At 37.7% G+C, this 25,776-nt stretch carries 21 protein-coding genes; 8 read left to right on the forward strand and 13 right to left on the reverse strand.

Annotated elements, in window-relative coordinates; genetic code table 11:
- The first annotated feature begins 1 nt into the window (after position 1).
- Positions 2-967 carry an AAA family ATPase gene (locus ACXACJ_RS18180; protein WP_475135839.1) on the forward strand — a complete coding sequence of 322 codons (966 nt, stop codon included), beginning with the start codon at positions 2-4 and terminating at the stop codon, positions 965-967.
- On the opposite strand, the gene ACXACJ_RS18185 is transcribed toward ACXACJ_RS18180, so the two are convergent.
- The gene (locus tag ACXACJ_RS18185) at positions 964-1,827 is read right to left on the reverse strand and encodes a 3-hydroxyacyl-CoA dehydrogenase NAD-binding domain-containing protein (protein WP_475135840.1); all 864 of its coding nucleotides are present in this window, start codon (positions 1,825-1,827) and stop codon (positions 964-966) included. The two genes, ACXACJ_RS18180 and ACXACJ_RS18185, sit on opposite strands and share 4 nt — an antisense overlap.
- Positions 1,824-2,843: a phenylalanine--tRNA ligase subunit alpha gene (pheS, locus tag ACXACJ_RS18190; protein WP_475135841.1), complete on the reverse strand. Its 1,020-nt coding sequence runs from the start codon at positions 2,841-2,843 to the stop codon at positions 1,824-1,826. The genes ACXACJ_RS18185 and pheS overlap by 4 nt, the downstream gene beginning before the upstream one ends.
- A gap of 72 nt (positions 2,844-2,915) precedes the next feature.
- Here pheS and galE point away from each other — a divergent pair, with 72 nt between their 5' ends.
- From galE to ACXACJ_RS18210, 4 genes are all read left to right on the forward strand, one after another.
- Positions 2,916-3,935 carry a UDP-glucose 4-epimerase GalE gene (gene galE / locus ACXACJ_RS18195; RefSeq protein ID WP_475135842.1) on the forward strand — a complete coding sequence of 340 codons (1,020 nt, stop codon included), beginning with the start codon at positions 2,916-2,918 and terminating at the stop codon, positions 3,933-3,935.
- Positions 3,936-4,047: 112 nt separating this feature from the next.
- Complete coding sequence (locus ACXACJ_RS18200) at positions 4,048-5,361, forward strand: UDP-glucose dehydrogenase family protein (protein WP_475135843.1); 1,314 nt, start codon at positions 4,048-4,050, stop codon at positions 5,359-5,361.
- Positions 5,361-6,344 (forward strand): UDP-glucuronic acid decarboxylase family protein, encoded by a 984-nt coding sequence (locus tag ACXACJ_RS18205; protein WP_475135844.1) that lies wholly within the window; start codon positions 5,361-5,363, stop codon positions 6,342-6,344. Before ACXACJ_RS18200 ends, ACXACJ_RS18205 begins: the two co-directional genes overlap by 1 nt.
- Before the next feature lie 40 nt (positions 6,345-6,384).
- Positions 6,385-7,752 (forward strand): capsule assembly Wzi family protein, encoded by a 1,368-nt coding sequence (locus tag ACXACJ_RS18210; protein ID WP_475135845.1) that lies wholly within the window; start codon positions 6,385-6,387, stop codon positions 7,750-7,752.
- Between the two features lies 1 nt (position 7,753).
- Here ACXACJ_RS18210 and ACXACJ_RS18215 read toward each other — a convergent pair whose 3' ends face one another.
- Together ACXACJ_RS18215 and ACXACJ_RS18220 are read right to left on the reverse strand one after the other, a co-directional pair.
- Positions 7,754-9,127 (reverse strand): exopolysaccharide biosynthesis polyprenyl glycosylphosphotransferase, encoded by a 1,374-nt coding sequence (locus ACXACJ_RS18215; protein WP_475135846.1) that lies wholly within the window; start codon positions 9,125-9,127, stop codon positions 7,754-7,756.
- Between the two features lie 95 nt (positions 9,128-9,222).
- The gene (locus ACXACJ_RS18220) at positions 9,223-10,737 is read right to left on the reverse strand and encodes a capsule assembly Wzi family protein (RefSeq protein WP_475135847.1); all 1,515 of its coding nucleotides are present in this window, start codon (positions 10,735-10,737) and stop codon (positions 9,223-9,225) included.
- Between the two features lie 147 nt (positions 10,738-10,884).
- Between ACXACJ_RS18220 and ACXACJ_RS18225 the strand changes: the two genes are divergently transcribed.
- Positions 10,885-11,559 carry a hypothetical protein gene (locus ACXACJ_RS18225; RefSeq protein WP_475135848.1) on the forward strand — a complete coding sequence of 225 codons (675 nt, stop codon included), beginning with the start codon at positions 10,885-10,887 and terminating at the stop codon, positions 11,557-11,559.
- Between the two features lie 72 nt (positions 11,560-11,631).
- Positions 11,632-13,239 (forward strand): capsule assembly Wzi family protein, encoded by a 1,608-nt coding sequence (locus tag ACXACJ_RS18230; RefSeq protein ID WP_475135849.1) that lies wholly within the window; start codon positions 11,632-11,634, stop codon positions 13,237-13,239.
- A 9-nt stretch (positions 13,240-13,248) separates the two neighbouring features.
- Here ACXACJ_RS18230 and ACXACJ_RS18235 read toward each other — a convergent pair whose 3' ends face one another.
- Genes ACXACJ_RS18235 through ACXACJ_RS18255 form a run of 5 tightly spaced genes read right to left on the reverse strand, consistent with a single transcriptional unit; the run spans position 13,249 to position 18,404 of the window.
- Positions 13,249-14,010 carry a WecB/TagA/CpsF family glycosyltransferase gene (locus ACXACJ_RS18235; protein WP_475135850.1) on the reverse strand — a complete coding sequence of 254 codons (762 nt, stop codon included), beginning with the start codon at positions 14,008-14,010 and terminating at the stop codon, positions 13,249-13,251.
- The gene (locus tag ACXACJ_RS18240) at positions 13,991-15,154 is read right to left on the reverse strand and encodes a glycosyltransferase family 4 protein (RefSeq protein ID WP_475135851.1); all 1,164 of its coding nucleotides are present in this window, start codon (positions 15,152-15,154) and stop codon (positions 13,991-13,993) included. Before ACXACJ_RS18240 ends, ACXACJ_RS18235 begins: the two co-directional genes overlap by 20 nt.
- Positions 15,151-16,053 (reverse strand): glycosyltransferase family 9 protein, encoded by a 903-nt coding sequence (locus ACXACJ_RS18245; protein ID WP_475135852.1) that lies wholly within the window; start codon positions 16,051-16,053, stop codon positions 15,151-15,153. The genes ACXACJ_RS18240 and ACXACJ_RS18245 overlap by 4 nt, the downstream gene beginning before the upstream one ends.
- A 15-nt stretch (positions 16,054-16,068) precedes the next feature.
- Positions 16,069-17,502, reverse strand: coding sequence for an O-antigen ligase family protein (locus tag ACXACJ_RS18250; protein ID WP_475135853.1), 1,434 nt, complete (start codon positions 17,500-17,502; stop codon positions 16,069-16,071).
- Positions 17,499-18,404: a glycosyltransferase family 2 protein gene (locus ACXACJ_RS18255; RefSeq protein ID WP_475135854.1), complete on the reverse strand. Its 906-nt coding sequence runs from the start codon at positions 18,402-18,404 to the stop codon at positions 17,499-17,501. The genes ACXACJ_RS18250 and ACXACJ_RS18255 overlap by 4 nt, the downstream gene beginning before the upstream one ends.
- Positions 18,405-18,585: 181 nt before the next feature.
- Between ACXACJ_RS18255 and ACXACJ_RS18260 the strand changes: the two genes are divergently transcribed.
- Positions 18,586-19,569, forward strand: a complete 984-nt coding sequence (locus tag ACXACJ_RS18260; RefSeq protein ID WP_475135855.1) for a tail fiber domain-containing protein — start codon at positions 18,586-18,588, stop codon at positions 19,567-19,569.
- Positions 19,570-19,602: 33 nt separating this feature from the next.
- Here the strand turns inward: ACXACJ_RS18260 and ACXACJ_RS18265 are convergent, their stop codons facing one another.
- The 4 genes from ACXACJ_RS18265 to ACXACJ_RS18280 all read right to left on the reverse strand — a co-directional run bounded on the left by ACXACJ_RS18265 (position 19,603) and on the right by ACXACJ_RS18280 (position 25,730).
- Positions 19,603-20,859, reverse strand: a complete 1,257-nt coding sequence (locus tag ACXACJ_RS18265) for an oligosaccharide flippase family protein (RefSeq protein ID WP_475135856.1) — start codon at positions 20,857-20,859, stop codon at positions 19,603-19,605.
- Positions 20,860-20,874: 15 nt separating this feature from the next.
- Positions 20,875-21,948: an exopolysaccharide biosynthesis protein gene (locus tag ACXACJ_RS18270; RefSeq protein ID WP_475135857.1), complete on the reverse strand. Its 1,074-nt coding sequence runs from the start codon at positions 21,946-21,948 to the stop codon at positions 20,875-20,877.
- Positions 21,949-21,950: 2 nt separating this feature from the next.
- Positions 21,951-24,518 (reverse strand): SLBB domain-containing protein, encoded by a 2,568-nt coding sequence (locus tag ACXACJ_RS18275; RefSeq protein WP_475135858.1) that lies wholly within the window; start codon positions 24,516-24,518, stop codon positions 21,951-21,953.
- Positions 24,519-24,599: 81 nt separating this feature from the next.
- Positions 24,600-25,730, reverse strand: coding sequence for a glycosyltransferase family 4 protein (locus ACXACJ_RS18280; RefSeq protein WP_475135859.1), 1,131 nt, complete (start codon positions 25,728-25,730; stop codon positions 24,600-24,602).
- Positions 25,731-25,776: the final 46 nt, after the last annotated feature.

Below are 25,776 nucleotides of genomic sequence, written 5' to 3' on the forward strand. Positions count from 1 at the left end.
TATGGAAGAAACAAAATCCGATGTAGTACTAGCAAATAAGTTTTTTGAAGACTTTCATCTTCTAAAAAAAGAAATTTCAAAGGTAATTGTAGGGCAAGAAGAAGTCGTGAATCTACTTCTTACTTCCATTTTTTGTCAAGGCCATAGCCTATTGGTAGGTGTTCCTGGTTTGGCAAAAACCTTACTAATTCATACCATTTCTTCTGCGCTGGACTTAAAGTTTAATCGGATTCAGTTCACTCCCGACTTAATGCCTTCTGATATTCTTGGTGCCGAAACCTTGGATAAAGACAGAAACTTTAAATTCATTCAAGGGCCTATTTTTGCTAACATTATTCTGGCAGATGAGATCAACCGTACGCCTCCTAAAACGCAGGCAGCACTTTTGGAATCGATGCAAGAATACAGCGTAACAATCGCTGGTCAGCACTATGCTTTGGAAAGGCCTTTCTTTGTTCTCGCTACGCAAAACCCTATTGAGCAAGAAGGTACTTATCCTCTACCTGAAGCTCAGCTCGACCGTTTCTTATTCAATATTCAACTTAATTACCCTTCATTTCAATCCGAAGTAGACATTGTAAAAGGAACTACTACAGACGAGCAGAAAAAGGTGGAAAAGGTGCTGGGTGCGAAGGAAGTATTGGCATATCAGCATTTGGTAAGAAGAGTGCCTGTTGCTGATAATGTGATTGAATATGCGGTAGGTTTGGTGCATAAAACGAGAATTGAGTCGGAAAGAGCTCCAGAAATTACCAAAAGCTATGTGGACTGGGGAGCAGGGCCAAGAGCTTCGCAAAACTTGATTATTGCCGCGAAATGCAATGCCTTGATCAATGGAAAATACTCTCCTGATATTGAAGATGTAAAAGCCGTTGCCAAACCAATTTTAAGGCATAGAATTGTGAGAAACTTCAAAGCTGAAGCCGAAGGTATTACCATAGACAAGCTTATTGAAGAACTGCTTTAGGCTGAATAATCGTAAAATCCCTTACCTGATTTTCTACCATGGTGGCCAGCGTCAACCTTTTGCTCTTGTATGCGAGAAGGTCTGAACTTTCCATCTTGATGAAAAGCATTAAACATAGATGTCGTCACTGAAAAATTAGTGTCCACTCCTATTAAATCCATTAGTCTAAAAGGCCCCATTTTGAAGCCAGAAGCTTCTACCAGCTTATCGATGCCTTCTACATCAGTAACGCCTTCTTCAAGAGCTTTAAGGCCTTCTACATAGAAATGGCGCGCCACACGGTTAACAATAAACCCTGGAGCATCTTTGGCCATAACAGGCACCTTTTCGAGCTTCTCTGCTAGCTGAAAAACAGTTTCAGCAGTTTGCTCAGAAGTTGCTGCACCAGAAATTACCTCTACCAACTTCATAATATGCGCTGGGTTGAAGAAATGCATACCCACAAATCGTTCTGGGTGTGCCAAATCACGACCAATTCTCGTAATCGGAATAGAAGATGTGTTAGACGCCAGAATGGCTTCTGGTGCGTTCTGTGATTCTAAATCTGCAAAAAGCTGTTTTTTAACGTCAAGCTTTTCTACAATGGCCTCAATAATTACATCGGCCACTAAATCGCTGAATTGAGATGAAAACGAAATATTGGATAGGGCTGTCTCTTTTTGGTCTTCGGTTACCTTTCCACGGGCAATGCCCTTTTCAAGATTGCTTGAAATGTTCTGCTCAGCTTTTGCTAAAGCATCGGCTTGCAAATCATACAACACAACTTGATAACCTGCCAAAGCAGCAATTTGGGCAATTCCTTGCCCCATTGTTCCCGCTCCTACAACTCCAATTTTTCGAATTTCCTCTAGCTTCATCATAAGGTTTTGAATTGCTTCAAAAAGCGAATATCATTTTCCGTAAACAGTCGCAAATCTTTAATTCCATACCTAAGCATTGTAATTCTTTCAATTCCCATTCCGAAAGCAAAACCTGAATAAACTTCAGGGTCGATACCACAATTGGCCAAAACATTCGGATCTACCATTCCAGCACCTCCAATTTCTACCCAGCCACTGTATTTACAAATGTTACAGCCATCACCATGGCAAATTTGGCAAGAGATATCTATTTCAGCACTTGGTTCAGTAAAAGGAAAATATGAAGGGCGAAAACGCACTTGCGTATCTTTAGTGTACATTTCCTTTGCAAAGTGGTAAAGGGTCTGTTTCAAATCAGCAAACGAAACGCCCTTATCTACATATAAGCCTTCCATTTGATGGAAAACACAATGTGCCCTTGCCGAAATCGCCTCATTTCTGAATACACGGCCAGGAGAAAGCGTGCGAATTGGCGGCTTCTCATTTTCCATTACTCGAATTTGCACTGAAGAAGTGTGCGTCCGTAAGGCGATATCAGGATTTTTTTCAATAAAGAAGGTATCCTGCATTTCCCTTGCAGGGTGATTTTCAGGAAAATTCAGAGCCGTAAAGTTGTGCCAGTCATCTTCAATTTCTGGCCCAGAAGACACGTTAAAACCTATTCTTTCAAAGATTTCGATGAATCTTTGGCGAGTTGCTGTCAATGGATGAATAGAGCCAAAGTCCTCTTCGATAGCTGGTAAAGTAAGGTCGGCATGGTTTTCCTTCTGCTCGGAACCAGACTTCAAGCTGTCTATATGAGCCTGAAATTTATCTTCTGCCAATTGCTTTACAGCATTCACTTCTAGGCCATAAGCCTTTTTATCTTCCGGAGCGATATTTCTCATGTTAGCGAAAAGTTCACCAACTACACTCTTGCGACTAATGAATCGCATTCTGAAAGCTTCTAATTCCGCTTCAGTTTTTACAACGCTCTCGTTTAATTCTTTCTTAATCTCTTCAATCGAACTTGCCATCTCGAAGTAATATTTCGTACAAAAATAGGATTAGATATTAATTAATCCCTGTAAGCTTCTAATTTTGTCTATATGCAGAACATAGTTGTAACAGGTGGAGCAGGTTATATAGGTTCACACACCGTTGTGGAGTTGCATAATGCGGGTTATAACCCCATTATTGTCGATAACCTTTCAAATTCCAGAGCATCGGTTCTGGATGGTTTGAAGAATATCACAGGAAAAGATTTTACTTTCTACGAAATAGATTGTAATGACAAAGAAGCTTTTTCAAAGGTTTTTAAGGATCAACCCATTGATGGTGTTATTCATTTTGCGGCTTACAAAGCGGTTGGTGAATCAGTAGAAAAGCCTCTTGAATATTATGAGAACAACGTTGGTTCATTGATTACACTCATCAAATTGATGAGAGAAGGGAAAGTTGATAAATTGATTTTTTCTTCATCATGTACTGTATACGGCCAACCAGACCAACTACCAGTTACTGAGCAAAGCCCTAAAAAAACTGCAGAATCCCCTTATGGGAACACAAAGCAGATTTGCGAAGAAATTATTGAAGACACAACCAGTACGGGAAAGGGCCTGAGAGCCATTGCACTGAGATATTTCAATCCCATTGGTGCGCATCCAACTTCTGAAATAGGAGAACTTCCTTTAGGCGTACCTAATAACTTGGTTCCTTTTATTACTCAAACTGCCGCAGGCTGGAGAAAACAACTCACCGTTTTTGGAGATGATTACGATACCCCTGACGGAACTTGCATTAGAGATTACATTCACGTAGTAGATTTAGCCAAAGCGCATGTAAAAAGTTTAGAATATCTAGACAATAAGCCCGAACTTACCTACGATATCTTCAACTTAGGTACAGGTAGAGGCAATACTGTTTTAGAAATTATTAAAACTTTTGAATCAGTTAGTGAATCTCCCCTCAATTATAAAATTGGACCAAGAAGAAGTGGCGACATCGAAAAAGTATATGCCGATGTTACTAAATCTACAGAGCAACTCAACTGGAAAACTGAAAAAACGCTAGAAGAATCATTAAGGGATTCTTGGAACTGGCAGCAAAAATTAGAAAAGAAGAACTAAGATTCTTTTAATCGAAGAAAAACCCATATTTAACCCTCATTTAGAGTCAGTTATCTTAAAAACAGTCAGCCATTACCATTTTTAAAAAATCTTTGGAGAAAATTAAAAGCTTATGAAAATAGCAGTTGTCGGAACCGGATATGTAGGCCTTGTAACAGGTACTTGTTTTGCAGAAGTCGGTATTGATGTTACTTGTATTGACATTGACAAAAAGAAAATAGATGGATTGAAAGAAGGAATCATGCCTATTTATGAACCAGGGTTAGAAACCATGGTAAAGAAAAACTATGAAAAAGGCAGACTTCACTTCTCCACTAATCTAGCCGAAAGCATTCAAGACTGCGAAGCTGCTTTTATTGCAGTAGGTACACCTCCAGGTGAAGATGGCAGTGCCGATCTTAAATATGTTTTGGCCGTTGCCAGAGAAATCGGTGAAAACATGAACGAGTACATGGTAGTAGTTACCAAAAGTACTGTTCCAGTGGGAACCGCTCAAAAAGTTAAAAAAGAAGTTACTGAGGCTTTAGCCAAAAGAGGAGCCAATATTGATTTTGATGTAGCGTCCAATCCTGAATTCTTAAAAGAAGGAGCTGCTATCGCTGATTTCTTAAAGCCAGACAGAATTGTTGTTGGTGTAGAGTCTGAAAAGGCTGAAGAAATTATGAAAAAGCTTTATAAGCCTTTCTTGTTGAATGGTCACCCAACAATTTTCATGGATGTTCCATCAGCTGAAATGACAAAATATGCCGCTAACTCTATGTTAGCTACCAAAATCAGTTTCATGAATGACATCGCCAACCTTTGCGAAATTATGGGAGCCGATGTTAACATGGTAAGAAAAGGAATTGGAAGCGATAACCGAATTGGAAATAAATTCATTTACCCAGGTGTGGGTTATGGTGGTTCTTGTTTCCCTAAAGACGTAAAAGCTTTAATCAAAACTGCTGAAGATAACGGCTATTCAATGTCTGTACTTAAAGCGGTTGAAGAAGTAAACGAAAGACAAAAATCAGTGATGGTTCGAAAAGTGAAATCTCATTTTGGGGAAGATCTTTCAGGGAAGACTTTCGCAGTTTGGGGCCTTTCATTTAAGCCAAAAACTGATGACATGAGAGAAGCTCCTTCAATCGTGATCATCAACGCTTTATTAGAAGCTGGTGCACAAGTAAAAGCTTACGACCCAATTGCTATGGAAGAAGCTAAGCATGACCTGAAGGACACCGTTACTTATGCCAAAGATGAGTACGACACTCTAATTGATACCGATGCCCTATTGCTGGTTACAGAATGGCCAGAATTCCGAATTCCGAATTTCGAAGTAGTTTCACGACTTATGAAAGGCAAAGTAATTTTTGACGGAAGAAATATTTACGATAAGGCAGAAGTAACTGGCCTTGGTTTCGATTACTATGGAATAGGGATATAATGAAAAGAATTTTAATCACAGGCGCAGCAGGATTTCTGGGGTCACATCTATGTGATCGGTTCATCAAAGAAGGTTATTATGTGATTGGTATGGACAATCTAATTACAGGCCATATCTCTAACATTGAGCACCTTATGCCCTTAGAAAACTTCGAATTTTATCACCATGATGTTTCAAAGTTCGTCCATGTTTCAGGCAAATTGGACTATATCCTACACTTTGCCTCTCCAGCTAGCCCTATCGATTACCTTAAAATCCCAATTCAAACGTTAAAAGTTGGTTCTCTTGGCACTCACAATCTATTAGGTTTAGCCAGAAATAAAGGTGCCAGAATGCTCATTGCTTCTACTTCAGAAATATACGGAGACCCCTTGGTTCACCCACAAACTGAAGAATACTATGGCAATGTAAATCCTGTCGGTCCACGAGGTGTTTATGATGAAGCTAAGCGCTTTCAAGAGGCTATAACAATGGCTTATCATACCTACCATGGATTAGAAACAAGAATTGTAAGGATTTTCAATACCTATGGCCCTAGAATGCGACTGAATGATGGAAGAGTTCTTCCTGCATTCATTGGTCAAGCTCTTCGAGGAGAAGATTTAACAGTATTTGGAGACGGGTCCCAAACAAGATCTTTTTGCTATGTAGACGATCAGGTGGAAGGAATTTATAGACTTCTATTGTCCGACTATCCTTACCCGGTAAACATTGGTAATCCTGATGAAATCACAATTTCGCAGTTTGCTGAAGAGATCATTAAATTAACAGGTACAGATCAAAAAGTAGTTTATAAACCATTGCCAAAGGATGACCCTATGCAGCGTCAGCCTAATACTACCAAGGCAAAGGAAATCCTAGGGTGGGAGGCCAAAGTTTCTCGAGCAGAAGGATTGAAGATTACTTATGAATACTTCAAATCATTGCCAAAAGAGAGGTTGTTTGAAAAAGATCATAAAAACTTTGAAGCTTATATCAGATAAGTTTGCAACCACACATTATTAAAACGTGTCAAAACAGGGTATGAAGCAATTTCTTACCCTGTTTTTATTTTACATAGCTACTCCAATTTTTGCCTTTCAAGAGGAAGCTGATAGCATCAACTCGCTGAACTTAATAATAAGTCAAGGAGCTTATATTTCTACATCAGACAAAGCTCCCTTTTGGATTTCAGGAAACAACGATGGTAGATTTAGCAAAGTCAACCCTAACGCTCTAATCAACAATATTGAAATTGAAGGAGAATATTATAGCCGCAAAATTTTTAAACTTAATTATGGCTTAGAGTTACAAAATTCTATCTCCAAACACTTTCGCAGCATTCCAATTCAAGCGTACGGAAGCTTAACAACCAAGCTTATAAAGTTCACAATAGGTAGGAAAGTTGAACAATTTGGTTTTAACTCCTCATCAGGATTCGGAAACCTCATAAATGGCAACAACGCCTTACCTCTTCCTAAAATTTCCATTCAAACCAATGGTTGGCTAAATACGCCTATCAACTTCTTATTTGTGAAAGCATATATGGCTCATGGCTGGTTTGAAAAAGATCGGTACCAAAGTAAAGCCTTATTACATCAAAAATACCTCTACCTTAAGTTTAAACCATTCAACGAACTCCTTGAGCTAAATATTGGGCTTACACATAATGCTCAGTGGGGAGGCAAAAACCTTTCGAGTGAAACTAGTCAACCAGCAAGTTTTCAAGATTTCCTCAGAATCTTCACAGCTAGTAAAGGGGCCAAAAAGGCGAATGTCAATGATCAAATTAATGCTTTGGGCAACCATTTGGGTTCTTACGATTTTTCACTCAAAACACGATTTGGAGATAGAGAATTATCGATATATACTCAACTTATGTGGGAGGATGGTTCAGGATTAAAGCCAAAAAACTGGGGGAATGGTATATATGGCATTAGTATTTCCACTAAAAAGCAAACTACACTTACAAACTTTGATTTAGAATATATCAATACCAATGTTCAAAAAGGTTCTCTCATAGGTTCGGAGCCCGATAATAATTTCAACAATTTTCTTTACATGAGTGGCTGGAGCTATCGAGGACAGATCATTGGTAGTCCTGTTTTTCTATTGCTCAACCCTAACTCTATTACTCTTTATAGAATAAAAAATGTTGTGACTGGTTATGCTTCTTCAATCTCCTCAAGAATTAATGGAATTCAGATCAATCTATCTTTCAGAGCCTTCAGAAACAGCGGAACCAAACGTGAAATAATCAACCCCGCTATCAATATAAAGTCTTTATATTTAAGTACGGCACTACCTATACAGGGGGGAGAAATTAGAATGAGAACTGAATATAATTGGGGAAATTATATTCGCACATTGGGTCTAGAACTTCAATTTATAAAAACTATTAAACTGAGGTAGTTTAATAGGCATTCTTTCCCTTCCCTACTGAAAAAACAGTTAATACAATAATCTTAATATCAAGAAAGAATGTCCAATTTTGGAGGTAAAATCTATCTAGGCGTACTCTCGAACTCATATGATGTAACTCTCGAATTTCTCCTCGGTAGCCCATTGCTTGTGCCAATCCTGTAACCCCTGGTTTTGAAGCATGACGTTTTGCGAATTTCTCTACCTGAGTTTCATACACCTCATTTAATGTTATAGGATGTGGTCTTGGCCCAACAATCGACATTGACCCTAAGAATACATTCACAAATTGAGGGAATTCATCCAAACTAGTTCTTCTTAAAAAGGCTCCAATTTTAGTCACTCGTGGGTCATTCTCTGAAGCCCATTTTCTGTCCGCCTCTTCATTCAACACCATAGTCCTGAATTTATAGCAGTAGAATGGAGTGTTGTTCTTGCCATGACGCAGCTGTTTAAAAAATACAGGACCTCTGGACTCAAACTTTATTAGTATACCGAAAAGAGGAATCATCCAGCTTAAGAAAGCTAGAATAACGAACGAAGAGAACAGCAAATCAAAAGCTCTTTTTACCATTCTGTTCGTTTGATGATCCAAAGGAAGATTATTGATATCAATAATCGGAATAGCATCATACCTTCTAAGAACAAAAGTTTTAATTGCTTCAGTTTTAAATTCTGGAAGGAGTTTAACCTTTTTTAGACTTGAATCACCAATTCTTACTGCTCTTTCGAGAATATTTTGTGGCACTTTTTCGCTAACATATATATGATCTATATCTAAAAGGTTTTCCTCTTGAAAATCAGAATATTCTCCCAGCTTTGGATACCACTCGTGATCTCCTTCTTCATTACCATAAAACCCTAGGCATCTAATTCCATAATGGCTTTTCCTTTTTAGAGTATCATAAAGCTTTTTTCCCAACTTATCATCCCCCAAAATAACAGCATACCTAACGTTGCCTCCAAAGGCTCTATATTTATCAAGTACTAAATGAACAGAAACCCTGTAAATGGTTAACCAGACAAAGAGTAAAAGAATCAATGTTATAAAGAAATGTCTTTTGAGCTCTTCCATTTCAGCAAATAGCCAAAACATTGAGATAAGCGCTACAAAGACAAATACACTGATAAACGCTTTACGAAAAGTATTGTAATAGCTTACTGCTCTACCAATTTTATAGTCCTTATTAAAATACGATACAATAGGCCAAATTGAAATATAAACTAAGAAAAGCAAGGTATAAGGTTGTTCTAAATAGACAGCTCCTTCCGCAACCATATGGGCACAAAAAAATATGATGGAAAGAACCACAACCTCACCAGAGATAAATAAAAAGGGGAAGTATTTATTAAACCTTTTTTTCACCAATTACCGTCCATTTATATCACTAAAGCAACAAAAAATTAAATTCATTCAAATATAGAAATCCTTGCCATGGTTATTAAGGAGTTTCTAACAAATTAATAATTTGACAACGCATAGGAAACAGAAATCTGCATTCCCTTAGCATTATACAATTGACCACTATCTACAGCAAATATAGCATTTAAGCTAAGGTCTTCGATTCCAAGTATCTCAAAACAGGTAAATTCGATTGCAGAATATAGTTGATTCCTATTTGGAAGATATACGTATTCAAAATTAGGGTCAGTTTCTATACCCGCCCATTTAAATCTACCCTCATAAAGCCCTGCATAAGTTCCATAGTTTTTTGAATAGGTAACCAAAGACTTAAATTTAATCTTAGAGCCAAACATAGCGTCAACACCTAAATGAAATGCCGAAACCCTGTTATTAGCTATAGACACACCATAATCGGGATAAGGTTGCAAAAAATTTCGGGTAAAATCATAGGTCAAAAAAAGTGGATTTCCCATAACTAGGCCACGGTATGTCCACCCTGAGCGGTATAACCAATTATTATAATAATCATCTCTTTCCCCGAATTCAAACCCTTTATTATCATCTCTTGTTTGAACTTCGTCAGTTGGATCTGGTAAGCCCTTGCCGCTTTGCCATTTTGACTGCAGTACTTCGAAATGTACAGCCTTAAGAATTTTTGAATGCTCAGGAAGTTCCCAATAAAGACCTAACAGGAAGTCTTTAAAACTTATATACTGCATGCTTCCTTTATCCTCAAATTGCTTTTGAAAATTCAGACTTAAAGAATGCTCTCCAAGTGTCTTTCTAAGAGTGAATTCTGTAATACCCAAATGATTGCCCAATCCATTACTTTCACCTTCCGAGGTGCCTCTTGGATTAGGGATACCTTGTCCTTTTAAAACCCTTAAAAAATCAGCGAAATCGCTTGGTTGTCTATCCCCTTGTGGGGAAACGCCACCATACTGTGCATAATGGATTATACCGGAAGACATTTGTAGGCCTAAAAGTTTACTCAAATCAACCATTCCATGAATACCCTTTCCATGTAAATACGCCCCAGATATATATCTATTCTTCTCTAGTTTTCCTTGGCTTATAAATCCCTTGACCTTAAAAAACCCACGCGTAAAAGGCACATTCTGGTAATTTTTAAGGCTTAGTTCAACCATAGGTACAGGAAGCGCATTTTTACTCAATGCCAACGAGCCTGAGGACAACCCTGTATTGAGACCTCCTCTAGACTTCTTAATTCTACCCACTGCTAGCTCCAAATCATTGAAGGCCGCAGAGACATATCCTTGTGAGATAATTTTGTTTCTGAAATCAAAACCCGTTTTAAAAGTCCACTTCGGACTAATGCTGCGCTTATAAAAAACCCTCCCTCTTAAAAAAAGTTGATCATTTACATCAACCTCTCCGAACTGGTTATTTTGTAAATAATGGGGAGCAAAAGAGTTTTGAGATGATATTATTGAGCCGAAACCAACTTCTGCAAACAAAGTGTCCTTTAAATACTCATTATATTCTTGGCCAAACAAACTGGTTATGCTCAAAAAAAGAAAAATGGCGCTCAAAAAAATTGTTGACCTCATAATTTACACTTTGGGTAAAGATACGCATCGAAAGAATAGGCCTTGATACCATAAACGCCTAATTTAATTTCATATACAAATAGACTCATAACCTTTTAATCTTGCTATGTTTGTAATTACCGTTTAAAGGCTGCTAAAAACAGGTAAATGAAACACTATAAGTTACTTTTCACTCTATTCATTATATTTTTATCTACTGGGTGCTTTAATGATGAATTGGTTGCGGACTATATTGTCTACTCTAATGATTTTGAAAATGAGTCTTTAGATCAAATTGATAATGGCAGAACAATAACTTATAGAAACAGCAAAGTACTTGGGAATTTCAATAATGACGGGTTTACATTACACCTAAATGATCTTCCTGATCATAATTACCTGAACATCTCATTTGATCTTCTTATTCACGATTCATGGGATGGGAATTCTAATGGATTAGAACCAGATTTACCCGATTTGTGGATTATGGCCTTGAATAAAGACTTCCCTGAAACAGAAGCTTCAAAATATAGACTAGAATATTCCTTTTCTAATGGTTATTGTGACAACTATTTTTGTCTATGGCAATCCTTTCCCAACCCATTTCCTTTTAAAGCAAGGCCAAAAAAGGGAGCTTCATCCTTTGGCCCTGGTCTTTGCCACTACAAATCGGATAATAGGGGAACATCCATTTATAAAATAAATAAGACTATTCATCATAAAGACAAAGCTTTAGTTTTAGATTTTTTTGATCAGCTATATCAAACCAATTCACCCGACCCAAAATGTGACGAAAGCTGGTCCTTGGATAATTTGGAAATTAGAACGCTAACTATTCGATAAATGCGTAACAGGCTATTTATAATCCTTTTCTTACTATTACCTTTTAATTTCTCATTTGCGCAAAGTGTTCCCATGGGATCCTCTTATGCTCAAGACTATCTGAGAAGACAGCAGCTCTTAGGGAAGTTAGACTCGGCCTATTCATTTAATATTCGCCCATTGATTTTAGGCAAAAACGGTATCTACGTTGATAGTACCATTTTTAATTTTGAGGAATATGCGCCCACGGTAGCTACATTCTGGAAAGACAAAGGCAGAGTAAAATTATTACCAGCAGAAGTGAACTTTACTTTCGACAGCCATCACCCTTATAGTAGAAATGATGGTGCCATGATTCGTTCTAAAGGAGCACAAACCTTAGTATCAGCCGGGGTCTACGCTGAAATCGGACCATTAAGTTTACAGTTAAAACCTGAAGTTGTTTATGCCCAGAATAAAGATTATCCAGGATTTCCAGAATCGTTTGATGATCGTAAATGGGCAGAACGGTATGTTTGGTTCAATAGAATTGATCAGCCAGAAAGATATGGAGATGGGGCTTACAAAAAAGTTCTTTCAGGTCAGTCAAGTATCAGACTAAATAAATGGGGGTTATCCTTAGGTCTAAGCACAGAAAACATTTGGTGGGGGCCTGCAATCAGAAATAGTATAATGATGAGCAATAATGCTCAAGCTTTTGAACACATTACCTTTAACACCACTAAACCAATAAAATCCGCCATCGGACATTTTGAATGGCAATTAGTTTCTGGAAAACTCGAGTCTTCTGGATACTACCCACCAGACACTGCCCGAACACAAGGTACCGCACGAATATATATCCCTAAAAATGAAGATTGGAGGTACTTCCAGGGATTCACGTTTAGCTATTCTCCCAAATGGATTCCTGGTCTATCCGTGGGCGCTACTAGATGGGTTCAAATATATTCTGAGTTCGCCAAACTCCATAATGATTATATGCCAGTATTTTCTAACCTGTTCAGAAAAAATGATGAGTATGGCACTCTTGATGAAAATCAAAGGGATCAGGCGGCAGGAGTATTTTTTAGATGGAGATGGCCAGAGGCGAAGGCAGAAATATATGGAGAGTTTCATAGAAATGATGCTTCTTTTAATTTTAGAGATTTAATTCTAGACAGTAACCATTCCCGAGCTTCAACTATTGGAATCAACAAACTATTCACTACCCCATCTTCCAATTCTTACTTTCAGGTTAATTGGGAATGGACTCAATTGGAACAAACTGCGGGTAGGGTATTTAGGAATGCTTTAAGCTGGTATATACACTATCAGGTTCGACAAGGCTTCACAAATAATGGAGAAGTAATGGGAGCCAGCATTGGGCCAGGTAGCAACGTGCATTATTTAAGTGTGGCATGGACTAGAAATACTACGAGAATAGGTGGTGCAGTAGAAAGGCTCGCTCATAACAACGATTTTTTTCGATTTGCTTTTGAAGAAATAAAAGATTGGAGAAGATACTGGGTTGATTATAATTTCCATGTTTTTGCTGATTTCAAACTTCCCCATTTAATGGTAAGTAGCAACGTATTTTATACTAGGGCGCTCAATTATCAGTGGGAATTATTTAATAACCCCAATAACAAGCCTTACTATGCAAATGGTACCGATGTAGGTAATTTACATGTGGAATTGAAAGTAGCTTATCTGTTCAAATAAAAACAAGCCTTAATAAGGCTTTCTAAGCAAAAGCTTGTGTTTGAAAAATCTTAAAACAAAATGACTGTTTGTAAAGAGGTATCGTTTCCAAAGTCTTTTGGGCTCTACCGATAATCTGAACAACCATTCAAGGCCATTATTTTGCATCCATGCTGGCGCTTGTTTTAAAGTTCCAGCATGGAAATCGAATGCGGCACCTACTGCCATCATTACAGCTTTCACACTTCCTTTATGTTGAGCCACCCAAAATTCTTGTCGGGGACAGCCCCTACCTACAAGAACAATATGAGCACCTGAACTATTAATTTTCAGGATATCCATTTCATCTTCTTCGAGCGTAGCTTCTCTGAATCTATCGATGTGTTGGCCTGAAATTTTTATGTTTGGGAATTCTGATTCAATGAAGTTTTTGAAACGATCTGATGTGTTCTGATTACTTCCATACAAATAAACCCCTAACCCTTTTTGATTGGCAGCCCTGAGTACTTCTAATGTAAGTTGAGGACCGTAAACCCTATCCTTCATGTCTAGTTTGTAGAAGCTGTTCAACGCCCAGCGTACTGGCTGGCCATCAGGAACAATCAAATCAATATTATCAATTACAGAACCCAAATTACGATCAGTAAGGCTGGTCATTAAACCATGAACCGCCAACGCTGAAACTCCAAAACTTTCATGCTTAGCTGCCCTTTCAATGATTATATCCGTTGCCTTTTGGTAATCAACATTGGCATATTGGGGAAGAAACAATCTATATTTTTCGAATTCCATTCTTTTCTTCTATAACTGAAGTATACAAACCGATCAGATTTGTATAACCTGTTTCCTTTGTGTAGTTAATTTCAAAATCTTTAAAAGCTCCTTCTCCCAAGGATTTCGCCAAAGCTTCATTATCCAGAGCATTAAGACCGAGAATTAACTCTGATCGGCTCTGATAAGAGAGACCATTCACTCCATTATTTATCATACTGGACATAGCCCCAACATTCCTTGCAATCACTGCTTTTTTCATAGAAAAGGCTTCCAGAATAACCATAGGCATTCCTTCATAATATTTTGAAGGAAACAAAACCGCTCTGCAAGTTGCCATTTTTTCAAGAACAATTTCCCTCGATTGCGGACCTAAATAATTTGCATTTTTAAAAGCTTCGAAAATACTTGGGTTGTCCGACTCCCCTATCAAGGTGAATTTTATATTTGGGCATTCTCTAATGGCAAAAAGTAAATCTTGTAATCCTTTAGAATCATCCAGCCTTCCTACGAACAGAATATCTTGGCCATAAGAAATCTCAAGAGACAAAGGTTCTAGAAAATTCGGCTTCACAGTAATCTTTTCTGGTAGAATACCCCCATCCAAAATCTTCTGTTTATGAAAATCCGTGAGGCAAACATACCGGTCAATGTCTTCCGTCCAAGTTCTATGATTTCTATGGTATTGAAGCGCATCTGCTGTTATGGCTGTGGTCAGGAATGAGTTTCTGTAGCACTTATATCGGATTGAATTGAGAAGAGATTTACCCACACAATTCTCGCAGACTTCACCTTCTCTGAACAAAAGAGAGTTAGTACACAAAAGCTTATAGTTATGGAGAGTTTGCACTACAGGAACCTCCAAGTCCTTACAAACTTGGTAAACGGCCGGTGTAATGATTGGAAAAACATTATGTACATGACAAATATCTGGCTTTACCTTCTCAATGATTTGTCTAATCTCCTCAGCACTCTTTCTTGAATATCTCTGGCTTAGCATCAACTTAGCCAACTCAAGTTTGGAATAAGCTTCTAAGTCCGTACTATCCTTTAAATATTGTACCACTTCATGGCCGTTGGACTCGAGCAGCTTTCGTTCTTCTTCGACTACGGTTTCTTCCCCTCCTCGTTTTTTATATTTATTATGGACTTGAAGGATTCTCATAAATCACCTGGCTTTTGAGCTCTCCATAGTTTTAAAATTTGATTCCTTACCAAGTCTACATCAATTTCCGTTGTGGCTGGAAAATCATAATCAAGATCAGCTACTTCCTCAAACGACATTGCCTTATTGGCGAAAATAGCAGATTGGTTCACATTCAGTGAATAGAGGGGATTGGTTGGGCCATAAAGAATTAAGGATGGAATATTGAATGCTGAAGCTGCCTGTTCTCCAAAAGAATTTACCCCCACAAAAAGTCTAGCCTGTTTTATCAATTCAAAGCTTTGCTTTAAACTAAGTCTGCCTCTAAAATCAACCGATCCTTCAACCAAAGGATCGGTTTCAACCCCAATTTGAAAAACGGGAATATCTTCATTTTTAAGCAATGAAAGTAGTTTATTCCATCGTTCTTGTTGCCAATTTCTGTCTGAGTTCCAACCTCCCGCTTGTGGTTGAATAACCATGTAAGGTTTCGAAGTATCAATTTCATTAATAGCTTGGGAAGGCAATTGATAAGCATAATCCAGATTCTGGGGAAGGCCCAAAAAATCAGCCATAATTTTAGGAATTCGCTTATCCTCTTTTCTCAAGAAGGAGAAGTCATAATGCTCATACATTACCCAAACCAAAGGAAAGTCGAGAATGGAAAATTTATCTTTGGTTTTAAAATCGTAAACTTCGGCATGGGCCACTACAACATTCACCTCCGTTTGAGGATGAAGTTCCATAAATCTGTAAAGAACCCCAGTACTAAAAATATGATCACCAATGCCTTGCTTGCGTATGAGTGTAATCTTACGCTTACTAATTCTCTTAAAATAAAACAATGAAATACGGCTAACCCAGTACTGTGTAAGAATGGCTAAAGTTTCTTTAAAAGTATACTTTTTGGTAGTACGCACGTAACGCTAATAATTCTAGATATCTGCTTCCAATGTCGCTTTTGCCGACAGCCCTTTTGCAAATGCATTGTATTTCAGTTTATGATATTGGGTTTCGCTATAACCCACCATCCACCAAGAAACTAGCGAAACATATAAATATGTTTCAGCATTTGCGGTAAATAATGGCAATAATAAGCCGAATTTTACTGAAGCAGCAACAAAAGGCACAATTTGTTCTTGTCTATTTTCTGCCAACCTAAAGGCTCTCCAACTGTCTCTTATCCCTAAGAAAATCATTATGATGTAAAGCAACATACCAAAGACTCCCAGTTGAACCCCAAAAATCAAAAACTGATTTTCTCCTCCAACCTTCAACTCATCTTCAACCCCTCCGGCATTCCCACTCATGGCCAACCCAATACCCTGAGGGTTCTGAATCATGCTATCGACCCCTTCTGCCCACTCAATCAGGTGAGTAATGCTCGATGAATTCTGAAAGGAGAGCGTATCTTCCACAAAATATCGCATATCGTCAGGGGCCAGAAACCAAACGTAGAAACCCAAACAAACTATTACAACTGCCACAGCTTTCAAAAGCTTATAATATTTGAGCATAAAGGCCATAAAAACCAGCACCATCATAAAAGTCACCATGGTTGCCCTAGAATAAGCCAGCAATACACAACAAAAGGTAAAGAAAAGAAGCAATAGATATTTAGCTCGATTGGCATTGAACTTCATAGAAAGAAGAAAAATTAGCGAAGCGGAAAAAACAATCAGCATGGAAGCTGCAAACTCAAGTGGATTAGCAAAAAAAGATCCGTACCTGGGTTGCCCACCTTGAGCTTCAAAAGTCCATTTCAAACCATAATTGCCAGCGGGTTCAATATCATGAATGGCTTGATTATATTTTGCGTAGCCTATTACGGAATGGAAATGCTTGCCAAATAGCTTTTCACCTATTACAACTATAAAGGCCAATACTGTAATTACAAAGATGACATTGAAGATGTTCTTCCATTGTTCAGAAGATAAAGCGACACGCCTGCCAAAAAAATAGGCTAATATCAAAAGCAAAATATTCTTGAAATAGGTGGCTTTAGCCATAAAGGCGGCTTCTCCCAAAGGAAGTAACATATAACTAAATGAAAGAACTCCAAAAAGAATAAAAGCCCAATCTAAGCTGGAAAAACGGTAACCTTTAGCTAAAGGATTGGCCTTTTGCCCAAATACCCAAAGCGTGAGCCCGTAAAGCACCAAAATCTCTTTTGAATACTGGATCAGCTTTATCAGAATCTCAGATTCTGTGTGATCAAAAACAAAGGCTAGAAAAACGATATAAACAGGTAAAAAAGCAGCAAAATACAACAGCAAATAATGGTAATAGCCTTTACTTATTTGCATCATAATAAAGATGTAAAAGGCACCATATGCCGCCAAGAGCAATATTGCCAGTAATGCCATCATTGAGTTAATCCATCTCTAAAACCTCTCAATACTGCCTTTAACTTGGTAAATCTTCTCCTTATCAAAAAATAGCCCATATAGCCGATAAATTTAAAAAACTGATTTAACCATGGCCCGATGGGATTAAAAAAATCCGAATGTTTACGAAGAAGATACAAATGATTTCGGACATTCAAATAATGCATAAAGGGAGACAGGTACCCTTCCTTACCCTTGTCGCTACTTTTCAACGAAGCCATGGACATATGGTATACTATACTTTCTTTAACTAAAGCCAACTGAAAACCTGCCTTTCTAATTCTAATTGACCAGTCAACATCTTCGTGATAAGCAAAAAACTTTTCGTCAAGTAAGCCCACTTTTTTTATTACAGAAGCACGCAGCATTATACAACAGCCCGTAATCCAATCCGTCTCCTTAACAATTTTGGATGAAACATTGGCCAGCGCATCACCTTCAAACTTGGTTTTTGACACACCTAAAAACCGATTGGTCCTTCCTCCTGCATTCCATACTAACTCTTTGTGGTTCAAGTCCAAAATCAGGGGTTGAACTGCCCCTAATGTAGCATCGGACTTTAAAGAATTCACCAATGGCAAAACAAAACCTGGATCAACTTCTGTATCGTTATTGAGAAGCATTATGAATTCATTGCCATCCTGCAATGCTTGGTTAACAGCAACATTGTTCCCTCCAGCAAAACCTAGATTATCCTTATTCTGAATGAAGTGAACCTTGTCTCCAAATTCCTTTTTTAAAACTGGGCCCGACCCGTCTGCAGAGGCATTGTCAACCAAATAAATATTTATGTGAAGATAATCCGTTTGAGAAAGGCTAGCTAAACATGCCTTAGTCAGTTCATAACCATTCCAGTTCAACAAAACTATGGCAACATTCTCCATAAGAATCTTTAAGAAGGCATTCTAGTCAAATGACAAAGCTAACATATTTATAAGCCATAACCCATAAAGAAAATGAACGAAAATTAAATACACGAATTTCACACCTAAATAATTAAATTAATTAACCAAACAATCAGCATTACTATATTTATATTATGTTTTACTTTTAAAATCAAATAATATGAAACGATTTTTACTTTTCTCGTTATTTACCTTCTTATCATATTTCAGTGCTCATGCCCAATGGAACTTATACACTAACAATTTCTCAACAGGAAATCTTCGATTAGGAACTGCTCCGTTCACTACAAAACTACTCTACGCTCAGGCTAGCAATACAGATGCTACAGCAGTTTTTGAGAACACGAATACATCTGGAAATGGTGTGCTGATCTCAGCAGCCTATGACCCCCTTAGAGTAGGCGGCTATAATAATCTAAATGGCAACTACCTTATTGTAAAACGTAACCCAGGTAACTCTGCGTATGCTAATGTTGGTATAAACACATCAACACCCGATTACGCATACTCTCTAGATGTTGCAGGAAGCATGCGAGCGGGAGGCTATTATACATCGAGTGACAGAAGGCTGAAAGAGGACATTAGACCTGATGTACAGAGCTATCAAGGATTATATTCTTTAAAAACTTATGAATACAAATACAAAGAGAGGCAAGACGACAGAACACACTTTGGGGTAATGGCCCAAGAGATAGCTGAGGTATTCCCAAATCTAGTTTCTGGATCTGAAGAGAAAAGCCTGAGTGTCAACTATCAAGAAATGATTCCTTTGCTCATTAGAGCTGTGCAAGATCAAAAGCAAACTATAGATATACTTCAGTCAGAATTGGGTGAACTAAAAGCAAAACTATCAGAAAACCCTGAAGTTAAAGGCCTAATGCAATTGGAAGATGAACAAATGGTAATTTACCCTAACCCTTCCAAAACTTCGACCAAAATTTCTTTCAGCAAGGGGCAAAACAATGCGACTGCGTCCTATATTCAAATTGTAAATTTAAATGGAGAAACCGTGAAAAACATCAATCTCCAAGGCAATAACTCATTGGAGTTAAATACCGAGGATCTTCAAAAAGGAGTATATTTTGTACGCTACTTCACGAATGGAGAACTAAAAGAAACAAAGCGAATGCTTATTGAAAAATAGCTGATTAGAAAAATTTAGAATAGGAGAACCAGCTTATAAGGCTGGTTTTCTTTTTATCAGTATGTAATGGATAGTAAAGCTAAACACTTCGGAAATCATTAAGGAAATGGCCAATCCGTAACCTCCCCAATAATAACAGCCCACAATGCTGAATATCAGCATCACCACTGCGGAAACCCAAGTGGCCTTGGCCAACACATCTTTATATTCCGCAACTAGAATTTTGATCATGTTCACCACATTCAGCATGCCCAAAAAAGGAATAAAAGAGAGTAACCTAAGTACGTTAGCACTATAATCCACAAACTCTCCCCCTACAATTCTAATAACCCAAGAAGAACCGATTGAAAAAACCAAGCCTACCAAAAAAGTAATAGACAAACCTCCCCAATAGGCCCGTTTTAAATAGGATTCAAAAGCTTTTTTGTCTTTCTCAAATAGCCGCGAAGCATTTTGCAAGATGGACTGCGTTAAGAAAACCGGTATCATTCTGAGCAAAAAAGCCACTCTTTGCGCTAAGGCGTATCGGCTCAACTCAATGTCAGAAACAAAATTTGTTAGTATAATTAAACCTCCATGTACTGAAATATGCCCAGCAATGGTGGAGAGAAAAAACTGAAAATTTTCAATTATTCGCTCTTTGATTTGCTTCAGTTTAACCCAATAGAATTTGAGCTTCAGTTTTCGGTATACATATATAAGGAGTAGTAAATTGACAAGCAGTGTGGAACCCCCAAAAGCAAAATTGACAAAAGGGGCATCTTCGTATGACTGCACGAAAAGATAGATCAAAACCAAATAACCCAGTTTGGAAATACCATTGGCTAAAGAAAGCCATGATAGACGATCGAAGCCCTGTAGAATAAAAATTGGGTAAACGGCTTCTGCCAACAAAACCACAAGCGAAAAAATTAAAATGGTTGAATAGTTGGGAAAGAGGCCAAACAAATAGGTAAAAACAAGCATTCCTACAGCCAAAATAGTAGCCAATAGTACTTTTGTGACTACGATCTCATTGGTTAGGCGAGATTGACCCGAAATATCACTTGTTATCAAAGCGAGTTGTTTGGGCCCATTCAGATGAAACCCATAATTCACGATAATGCTAAGCAGCATTACAATAGACAATGCCAAGCTTACAAGCCCATACTCATCCTCACCCAAACGCTGGTAAAGAATGGGATTCGCCAACAGCGCGACAATAACATTGACTCCCTGATTTAATGAAAGATGAAAAAAATTGGCAAATGAAACGCTTTTCAGAAGTTTTGATAATGACTTGAATATCATTTCTCAAACTTTTGATTATTGTTTCGCAGAATCTTCCTGCTCCAATAATGAAGTGTATATCCGTATCAAAGTGAAATACGCAACCATTAAGAAGCCTCCTAAAAATAAACCTATTACCAAAGCTTTGTACCATTTCATATGGTCATCGGCCAAGGGTAATACTGGTGAATCGATGATTTGGATTAAGGGAGTATTGTTTCGGTGTGCAATTTTAGCGATCTCTAAATTCTTTACGATTTCTTGATACACAACTGAAGAAGCTTGAATATCAATTTGAATCTTTTCCCTAGGAAGCCTACTACTGGAACGCAGCGGATTCATGTTGGGGTTCTGTTCTTCAAAAAGCGCCAAAGCTTGTAAAGAAGCATCTAAAACCCTTTTAACACTATCGGCCTGATGTGAGAGGACTTCTAGGTTTTCTCCTGTTTTTTGTGTTTTTGCCTTTAGATAAAACTCATTAACATGCTCTACCAGAACTTCGTTAAAAGTCTTTGCAAACAATTGATCTTTAGAAGTGTAAATGACACTTAAAATACTCAGCTTTCTATTAGGCTTCGAAACTACTAGATTCTTCTCTCTAATATCCTTTACCACTTCTTTCAAAAGACTATCATGGCGAACCACCATTTCCTGCTCAGGTATTTCAAAGTTTATCCCTAATTTCTCCCACTTCTTTTCAAGTTTATTTTCTCTGGCATACCAAGAAATCAATCGTTCATCGCCATGAGTTGAAACTTCCCGAGTGAGTAGAGTCTGCTTCATCATGTTATATGAGGTATAGAGCTCTACAATGTTATCCAGCTGGAAAAGCACATTGTTTTCTGACATTCCGCCAATATTAACCCCCGCCAGACTAGCCAAAGAGCTCAGTTGGCCCAAACCTCCCGATTCACTTTCTAATACAAATCGGGTTTCAGCCGTGTAATTTGTGCTTTTAAATTGATGATAGGCAAAGAATAGCCCCCCAATTAATACAGCCCCTACAATAACTTTTAACCCAACTGAAAGTAAATAACCTATCCATTGTCTTAGGTTATTAATTAAGCCCGCCAGTGAAACCTTCTCTTCAGGGATATACTGCTTTTCCATGGCTAAAAGTTAATTTGGCTGATAAGCAAAGCTAAAGTAGCCAAGCCACTAGTTATCCCAATAATTTCCCCTGGGGCAAAAGGAATCTTAGGTGCTTTGGAAGGCACAATAATTTCAGAGCCAGGAGCTACCATAGGATAAGATTTAAAGAAAAGGAAGTGGCGTGTTCTGGCAACGCTTCCGTTGGCGTAAATCACATATGAATCCTTTCTTTTGGCACGATTGTCAAAGCCTCCTGCCTTGTTTACAAAATGCTTTAAGTTCTTATGTTGATCAAATAAAACAGTTGTTGGGTACAACACTCTTCCTCTTAATCGTACTGTTTCCTGCTCTTTCGGAATGATCAGTACATCTCCTTCTTCTAAAATCAAATTGTCTTTTGAAGAAGGGTCATCCAAAATAGCTCTTAAGTCAATACCTATCGCGTCCGATTCCTTGGTTTGAATATCTCCAGATAAGGAGTTTCTCTGAACAATTTCCTTTAAGCGTTCACGCTTTGCAAATGAAGCCAAATTGGAGTTGTTTGCTTCATTACTTTTCCCTGCCAGAAGTTCATCATTTACCCTTTTTACTAAAGCCAGTTGCGATTCAGACATTGAAGAATCACCAGAGTTATAACGTTTCATAAGGTCTTCCAAATCCGTAATTCTTTGTTCCCAGTCTGTGGTCTGTTCGTTAAACTCAGTTTTGCGAAGTAAGGTAGCACCTGATACATAAGCATATTTATTGATTCCTCCAGCCCTTTCTACTAAACTTGAAATTCTTTCATTCTGATTTTTGATAGCATATTGTCCCGGATAAATAACTTGTCCTTCAATCTCAACAAATTTTTGGGTGAAAAAATCAGGGCTCTTTCTGACCACGATATGATCATAAGGCTTCAACACAAAAGTATTGCTACCAATACCTAAATCTGAATTGGCATCAACAACAAATACTTCTGAAATATTTCCTTCAATAGAATTCCCAAACCTTCTGGTTATTTCAACCCTTGAAGCAGAAGCAGAGGCTTTAAAACCACCAGCCATTGCTATTATATCTTCTACTGTTAAATTCTCTGAGTATTGAAAAACGCCTGGGTCATTAACCTCACCGGAAACCTCGAGATATTGTTCTTCTCTCAGATCATAAATTGAAAACACCTTTACTAAATCTTCTCTTTGCAACTCGATGTCATTAATGTTTCCGTTCATCAAGTCCTTTAAGTTAAAGGCAATATTTTCAGTAGTTAGATCGGGATTAGATCTGATGATAACGGCCCTGTTTCTACTGGCATCTCCTCTCAATCCTTCTGCCTTTTCAATCAAACTCTTAACAGAAAGATTCTCCGTGATGGCATAATTACCTGGGCGATATACAGCACCTTCAATTTGAACTCGATTTAAAAATCTATCTAACACTTCTCCCACCTTATATGAATCGCCAGATTTGGTATTGAAAAGCGCAAATTGCGATTCAAAAACATCAGCCACTATTTTTTCGCCATCCAAATTTCTAGTGACACTTACTTTCTCTGTGTACGCGTTCTCACTAAAACCTCCAGAGAACGTAAGCAAATCAGCCAATGACTCATCAGGCTTTAATTCATAAAATGCGGGCCTTTTTACGGCACCTCTAATTTCAATTCTATTGGTATAAGGCTTTACAATAATCACATCATTATTCTGAAGCTTTACATTCCCTAAATCAACCCCATTAATCAAGTAATTGTAAGCATCTACAGTCGCTATCTGCTTATTATTTCTTACGACTTTTATTTCTCTTAAAGTTCCCGTTTCTGAAATTCCTCCAACAGTAAATAGTACATTAAAAACAGAACTAAATGCACTAACCGTATACGTTCCTGGTATAGTTACTTCGCCCACAACACTCACATTAATAGATCGAATTTGACCTAGAGAAACAGAAATGAAAGTATTTGGTTGAGAAGATTTCAATCCAGTATACTGCTCAGATAGGACTGATTTTATTCTATTTTCAGCCCCTTTAATGGTCAAACCAGAAAGAAATATGGGGCCAAAGTTTTCAAGTAATATACTGCCCTCAGAGTTGATCTGAGACTGATAGTATTGCTCTGATTTACCATAAACGTCAATAAATACTTCGTCTCCTGCTCCCAAGGTATAATCAGAGGGAGTAGGTATATTAACATTGGGTTGGAAACTTAGCTTGTTATTGCCATTCTTGAAAAAGTCAATCCCAAAAACATCAGATTTTATATGTCTAAATGTTAAAGGGTCTGACCAACTAGAAGAGTCATTTGATTGTCTAATACTTCTTTCATCAGGTGCTGCTTTACCACTAGCAAAACGAGTACTCTTAATCTTCTCTATACGATTATTTAATTTGGAAATTTCAGCAATTGATAGGCCCTGTTGCTGAGCCAAAAGAAATAGGTCCTTCTGTGAATAGCCCATAGAGGATGACCTTTGCAATAGCATTTCAATCTGTTCATCAGAAAGATCATCAACTTTAATATTGGTGAAATTAGGTAATGTTTGAGCGTAACACACCCCAATTAAACAGAAGAAAAGGATAAAAATAGAGACTTGTCTCATTAACCGAGCCATAATAATATTTTAGCGGTATTTAGCACGCAAGATAAGAGAAAACGCTAGAAAAATGGCTGTCTAAGCTTTGAATAGGAAAAGTTAGCTTGCCGACTTTGAAATTGGAACCACCTTACCTCCAACTTTACGCTTATTTTTATTCCTCTCTCGAAGTTCTTCTTTGCGCTTATCAATCATTGATCTAAATATAAATTCTATGATGGTACCAAGGGCTAAAGCCGTAATTAATAATGTGGGGAGTACTATGGCATCTTCAAACCCTTTTAAAACCAAGGCCAAAAGAACAAAAATGATATTTACAGTAATCAAAATCCCCGTTGCTTGGGCATGGCTACATCCCAATCTAAGTAAGATGTGGTGTAAATGCGTTTTATCAGGATGCATTGGTGATTTACCTCTTAACATTCTTTTGATAAATACACGCAAGGTGTCGTATAAAGGGACTATCAAAACGGCTAATGCAGGAGCCAAATTTGATTTGAATTTATTTGGATCAGAATCTAAAAGTAGGTAGTTGCTATCGATAAATTTAATGGTAACAATGGACAGGAAGAAGCCAATTAATAACGAACCTGTATCACCCATAAATACCCTTGAAGGTGCCCAATTAAATTGCAAGAAAGCAATTATGCCTCCCAAAAAAGCAAAACAAAGCATTGCATAAGCGTTCGCATCTACCAAAAAAAACCAAGCTCCAAAAAAGACTGAAGCTATCACGCCTATACTACCAGCTAAACCGTCAATACCATCCACCAAATTGTAGGCATTGGTGATTACAATTATGGTAAACAGAGAAAGGCCATAACTGACAAACAGTGGGATTTCATGAATTCCGAAGAGTCCATAAAGGGACATCAACCTAATATCGCAAATCACAACGACAATAAGGGCTGCGGCTATTTGCCCAAATAATTTCTGGATAGCTCTAAGATTAATTAGATCATCTCTAAAACCAATAATAAACATGATCGATAAAGCCGAAAGAACATATTTAATTGATCTCAATTCTTCAAATGGTGTCCAAATGAGAACAGAAATAGCAAACCCTATAAATATAGGTAGGCCACCCATTGATGGGGTTTCTACCGTGTGGATTTTCCTTCCGCCTGGGGCATCTAGAAAATTTCTTTTTTTAAAAACCTTAATGAAAACAGGGAATACCAGAAAAGTAATTAAAAACGCAGTACCTGCTAAGAGAAAAACCTGGTCCATTAATCAACAACTTAAGTTCCTTCATGAAGGAAAGAGAAATATTGCA

It is taken from the genome of Roseivirga sp. AWQ4_251 (assembly GCF_056158225.1).

What these genes read in the sequence shown, in the direction of transcription:
- ACXACJ_RS18180 (WP_475135839.1), top strand. Translation starts at nt 2, where the DNA reads ATGGAAGAAACAAAATCCGATGTAGTACTAGCAAATAAGTTTTTTGAA.
- ACXACJ_RS18185 (WP_475135840.1), bottom strand. Translation starts at nt 1,827, where the DNA reads ATGATGAAGCTAGAGGAAATTCGAAAAATTGGAGTTGTAGGAGCGGGA.
- pheS (WP_475135841.1), bottom strand. Translation starts at nt 2,843, where the DNA reads ATGGCAAGTTCGATTGAAGAGATTAAGAAAGAATTAAACGAGAGCGTT.
- galE (WP_475135842.1), top strand. Translation starts at nt 2,916, where the DNA reads ATGCAGAACATAGTTGTAACAGGTGGAGCAGGTTATATAGGTTCACAC.
- ACXACJ_RS18200 (WP_475135843.1), top strand. Translation starts at nt 4,048, where the DNA reads ATGAAAATAGCAGTTGTCGGAACCGGATATGTAGGCCTTGTAACAGGT.
- ACXACJ_RS18205 (WP_475135844.1), top strand. Translation starts at nt 5,361, where the DNA reads ATGAAAAGAATTTTAATCACAGGCGCAGCAGGATTTCTGGGGTCACAT.
- ACXACJ_RS18210 (WP_475135845.1), top strand. Translation starts at nt 6,385, where the DNA reads ATGAAGCAATTTCTTACCCTGTTTTTATTTTACATAGCTACTCCAATT.
- ACXACJ_RS18220 (WP_475135847.1), bottom strand. Translation starts at nt 10,737, where the DNA reads ATGAGGTCAACAATTTTTTTGAGCGCCATTTTTCTTTTTTTGAGCATA.
- ACXACJ_RS18225 (WP_475135848.1), top strand. Translation starts at nt 10,885, where the DNA reads ATGAAACACTATAAGTTACTTTTCACTCTATTCATTATATTTTTATCT.
- ACXACJ_RS18230 (WP_475135849.1), top strand. Translation starts at nt 11,632, where the DNA reads ATGGGATCCTCTTATGCTCAAGACTATCTGAGAAGACAGCAGCTCTTA.
- ACXACJ_RS18235 (WP_475135850.1), bottom strand. Translation starts at nt 14,010, where the DNA reads ATGGAATTCGAAAAATATAGATTGTTTCTTCCCCAATATGCCAATGTT.
- ACXACJ_RS18240 (WP_475135851.1), bottom strand. Translation starts at nt 15,154, where the DNA reads ATGAGAATCCTTCAAGTCCATAATAAATATAAAAAACGAGGAGGGGAA.
- ACXACJ_RS18250 (WP_475135853.1), bottom strand. Translation starts at nt 17,502, where the DNA reads ATGATGGCATTACTGGCAATATTGCTCTTGGCGGCATATGGTGCCTTT.
- ACXACJ_RS18255 (WP_475135854.1), bottom strand. Translation starts at nt 18,404, where the DNA reads ATGGAGAATGTTGCCATAGTTTTGTTGAACTGGAATGGTTATGAACTG.
- ACXACJ_RS18260 (WP_475135855.1), top strand. Translation starts at nt 18,586, where the DNA reads ATGAAACGATTTTTACTTTTCTCGTTATTTACCTTCTTATCATATTTC.
- ACXACJ_RS18265 (WP_475135856.1), bottom strand. Translation starts at nt 20,859, where the DNA reads ATGATATTCAAGTCATTATCAAAACTTCTGAAAAGCGTTTCATTTGCC.
- ACXACJ_RS18270 (WP_475135857.1), bottom strand. Translation starts at nt 21,948, where the DNA reads ATGGAAAAGCAGTATATCCCTGAAGAGAAGGTTTCACTGGCGGGCTTA.
- ACXACJ_RS18275 (WP_475135858.1), bottom strand. Translation starts at nt 24,518, where the DNA reads ATGGCTCGGTTAATGAGACAAGTCTCTATTTTTATCCTTTTCTTCTGT.
- ACXACJ_RS18280 (WP_475135859.1), bottom strand. Translation starts at nt 25,730, where the DNA reads ATGGACCAGGTTTTTCTCTTAGCAGGTACTGCGTTTTTAATTACTTTT.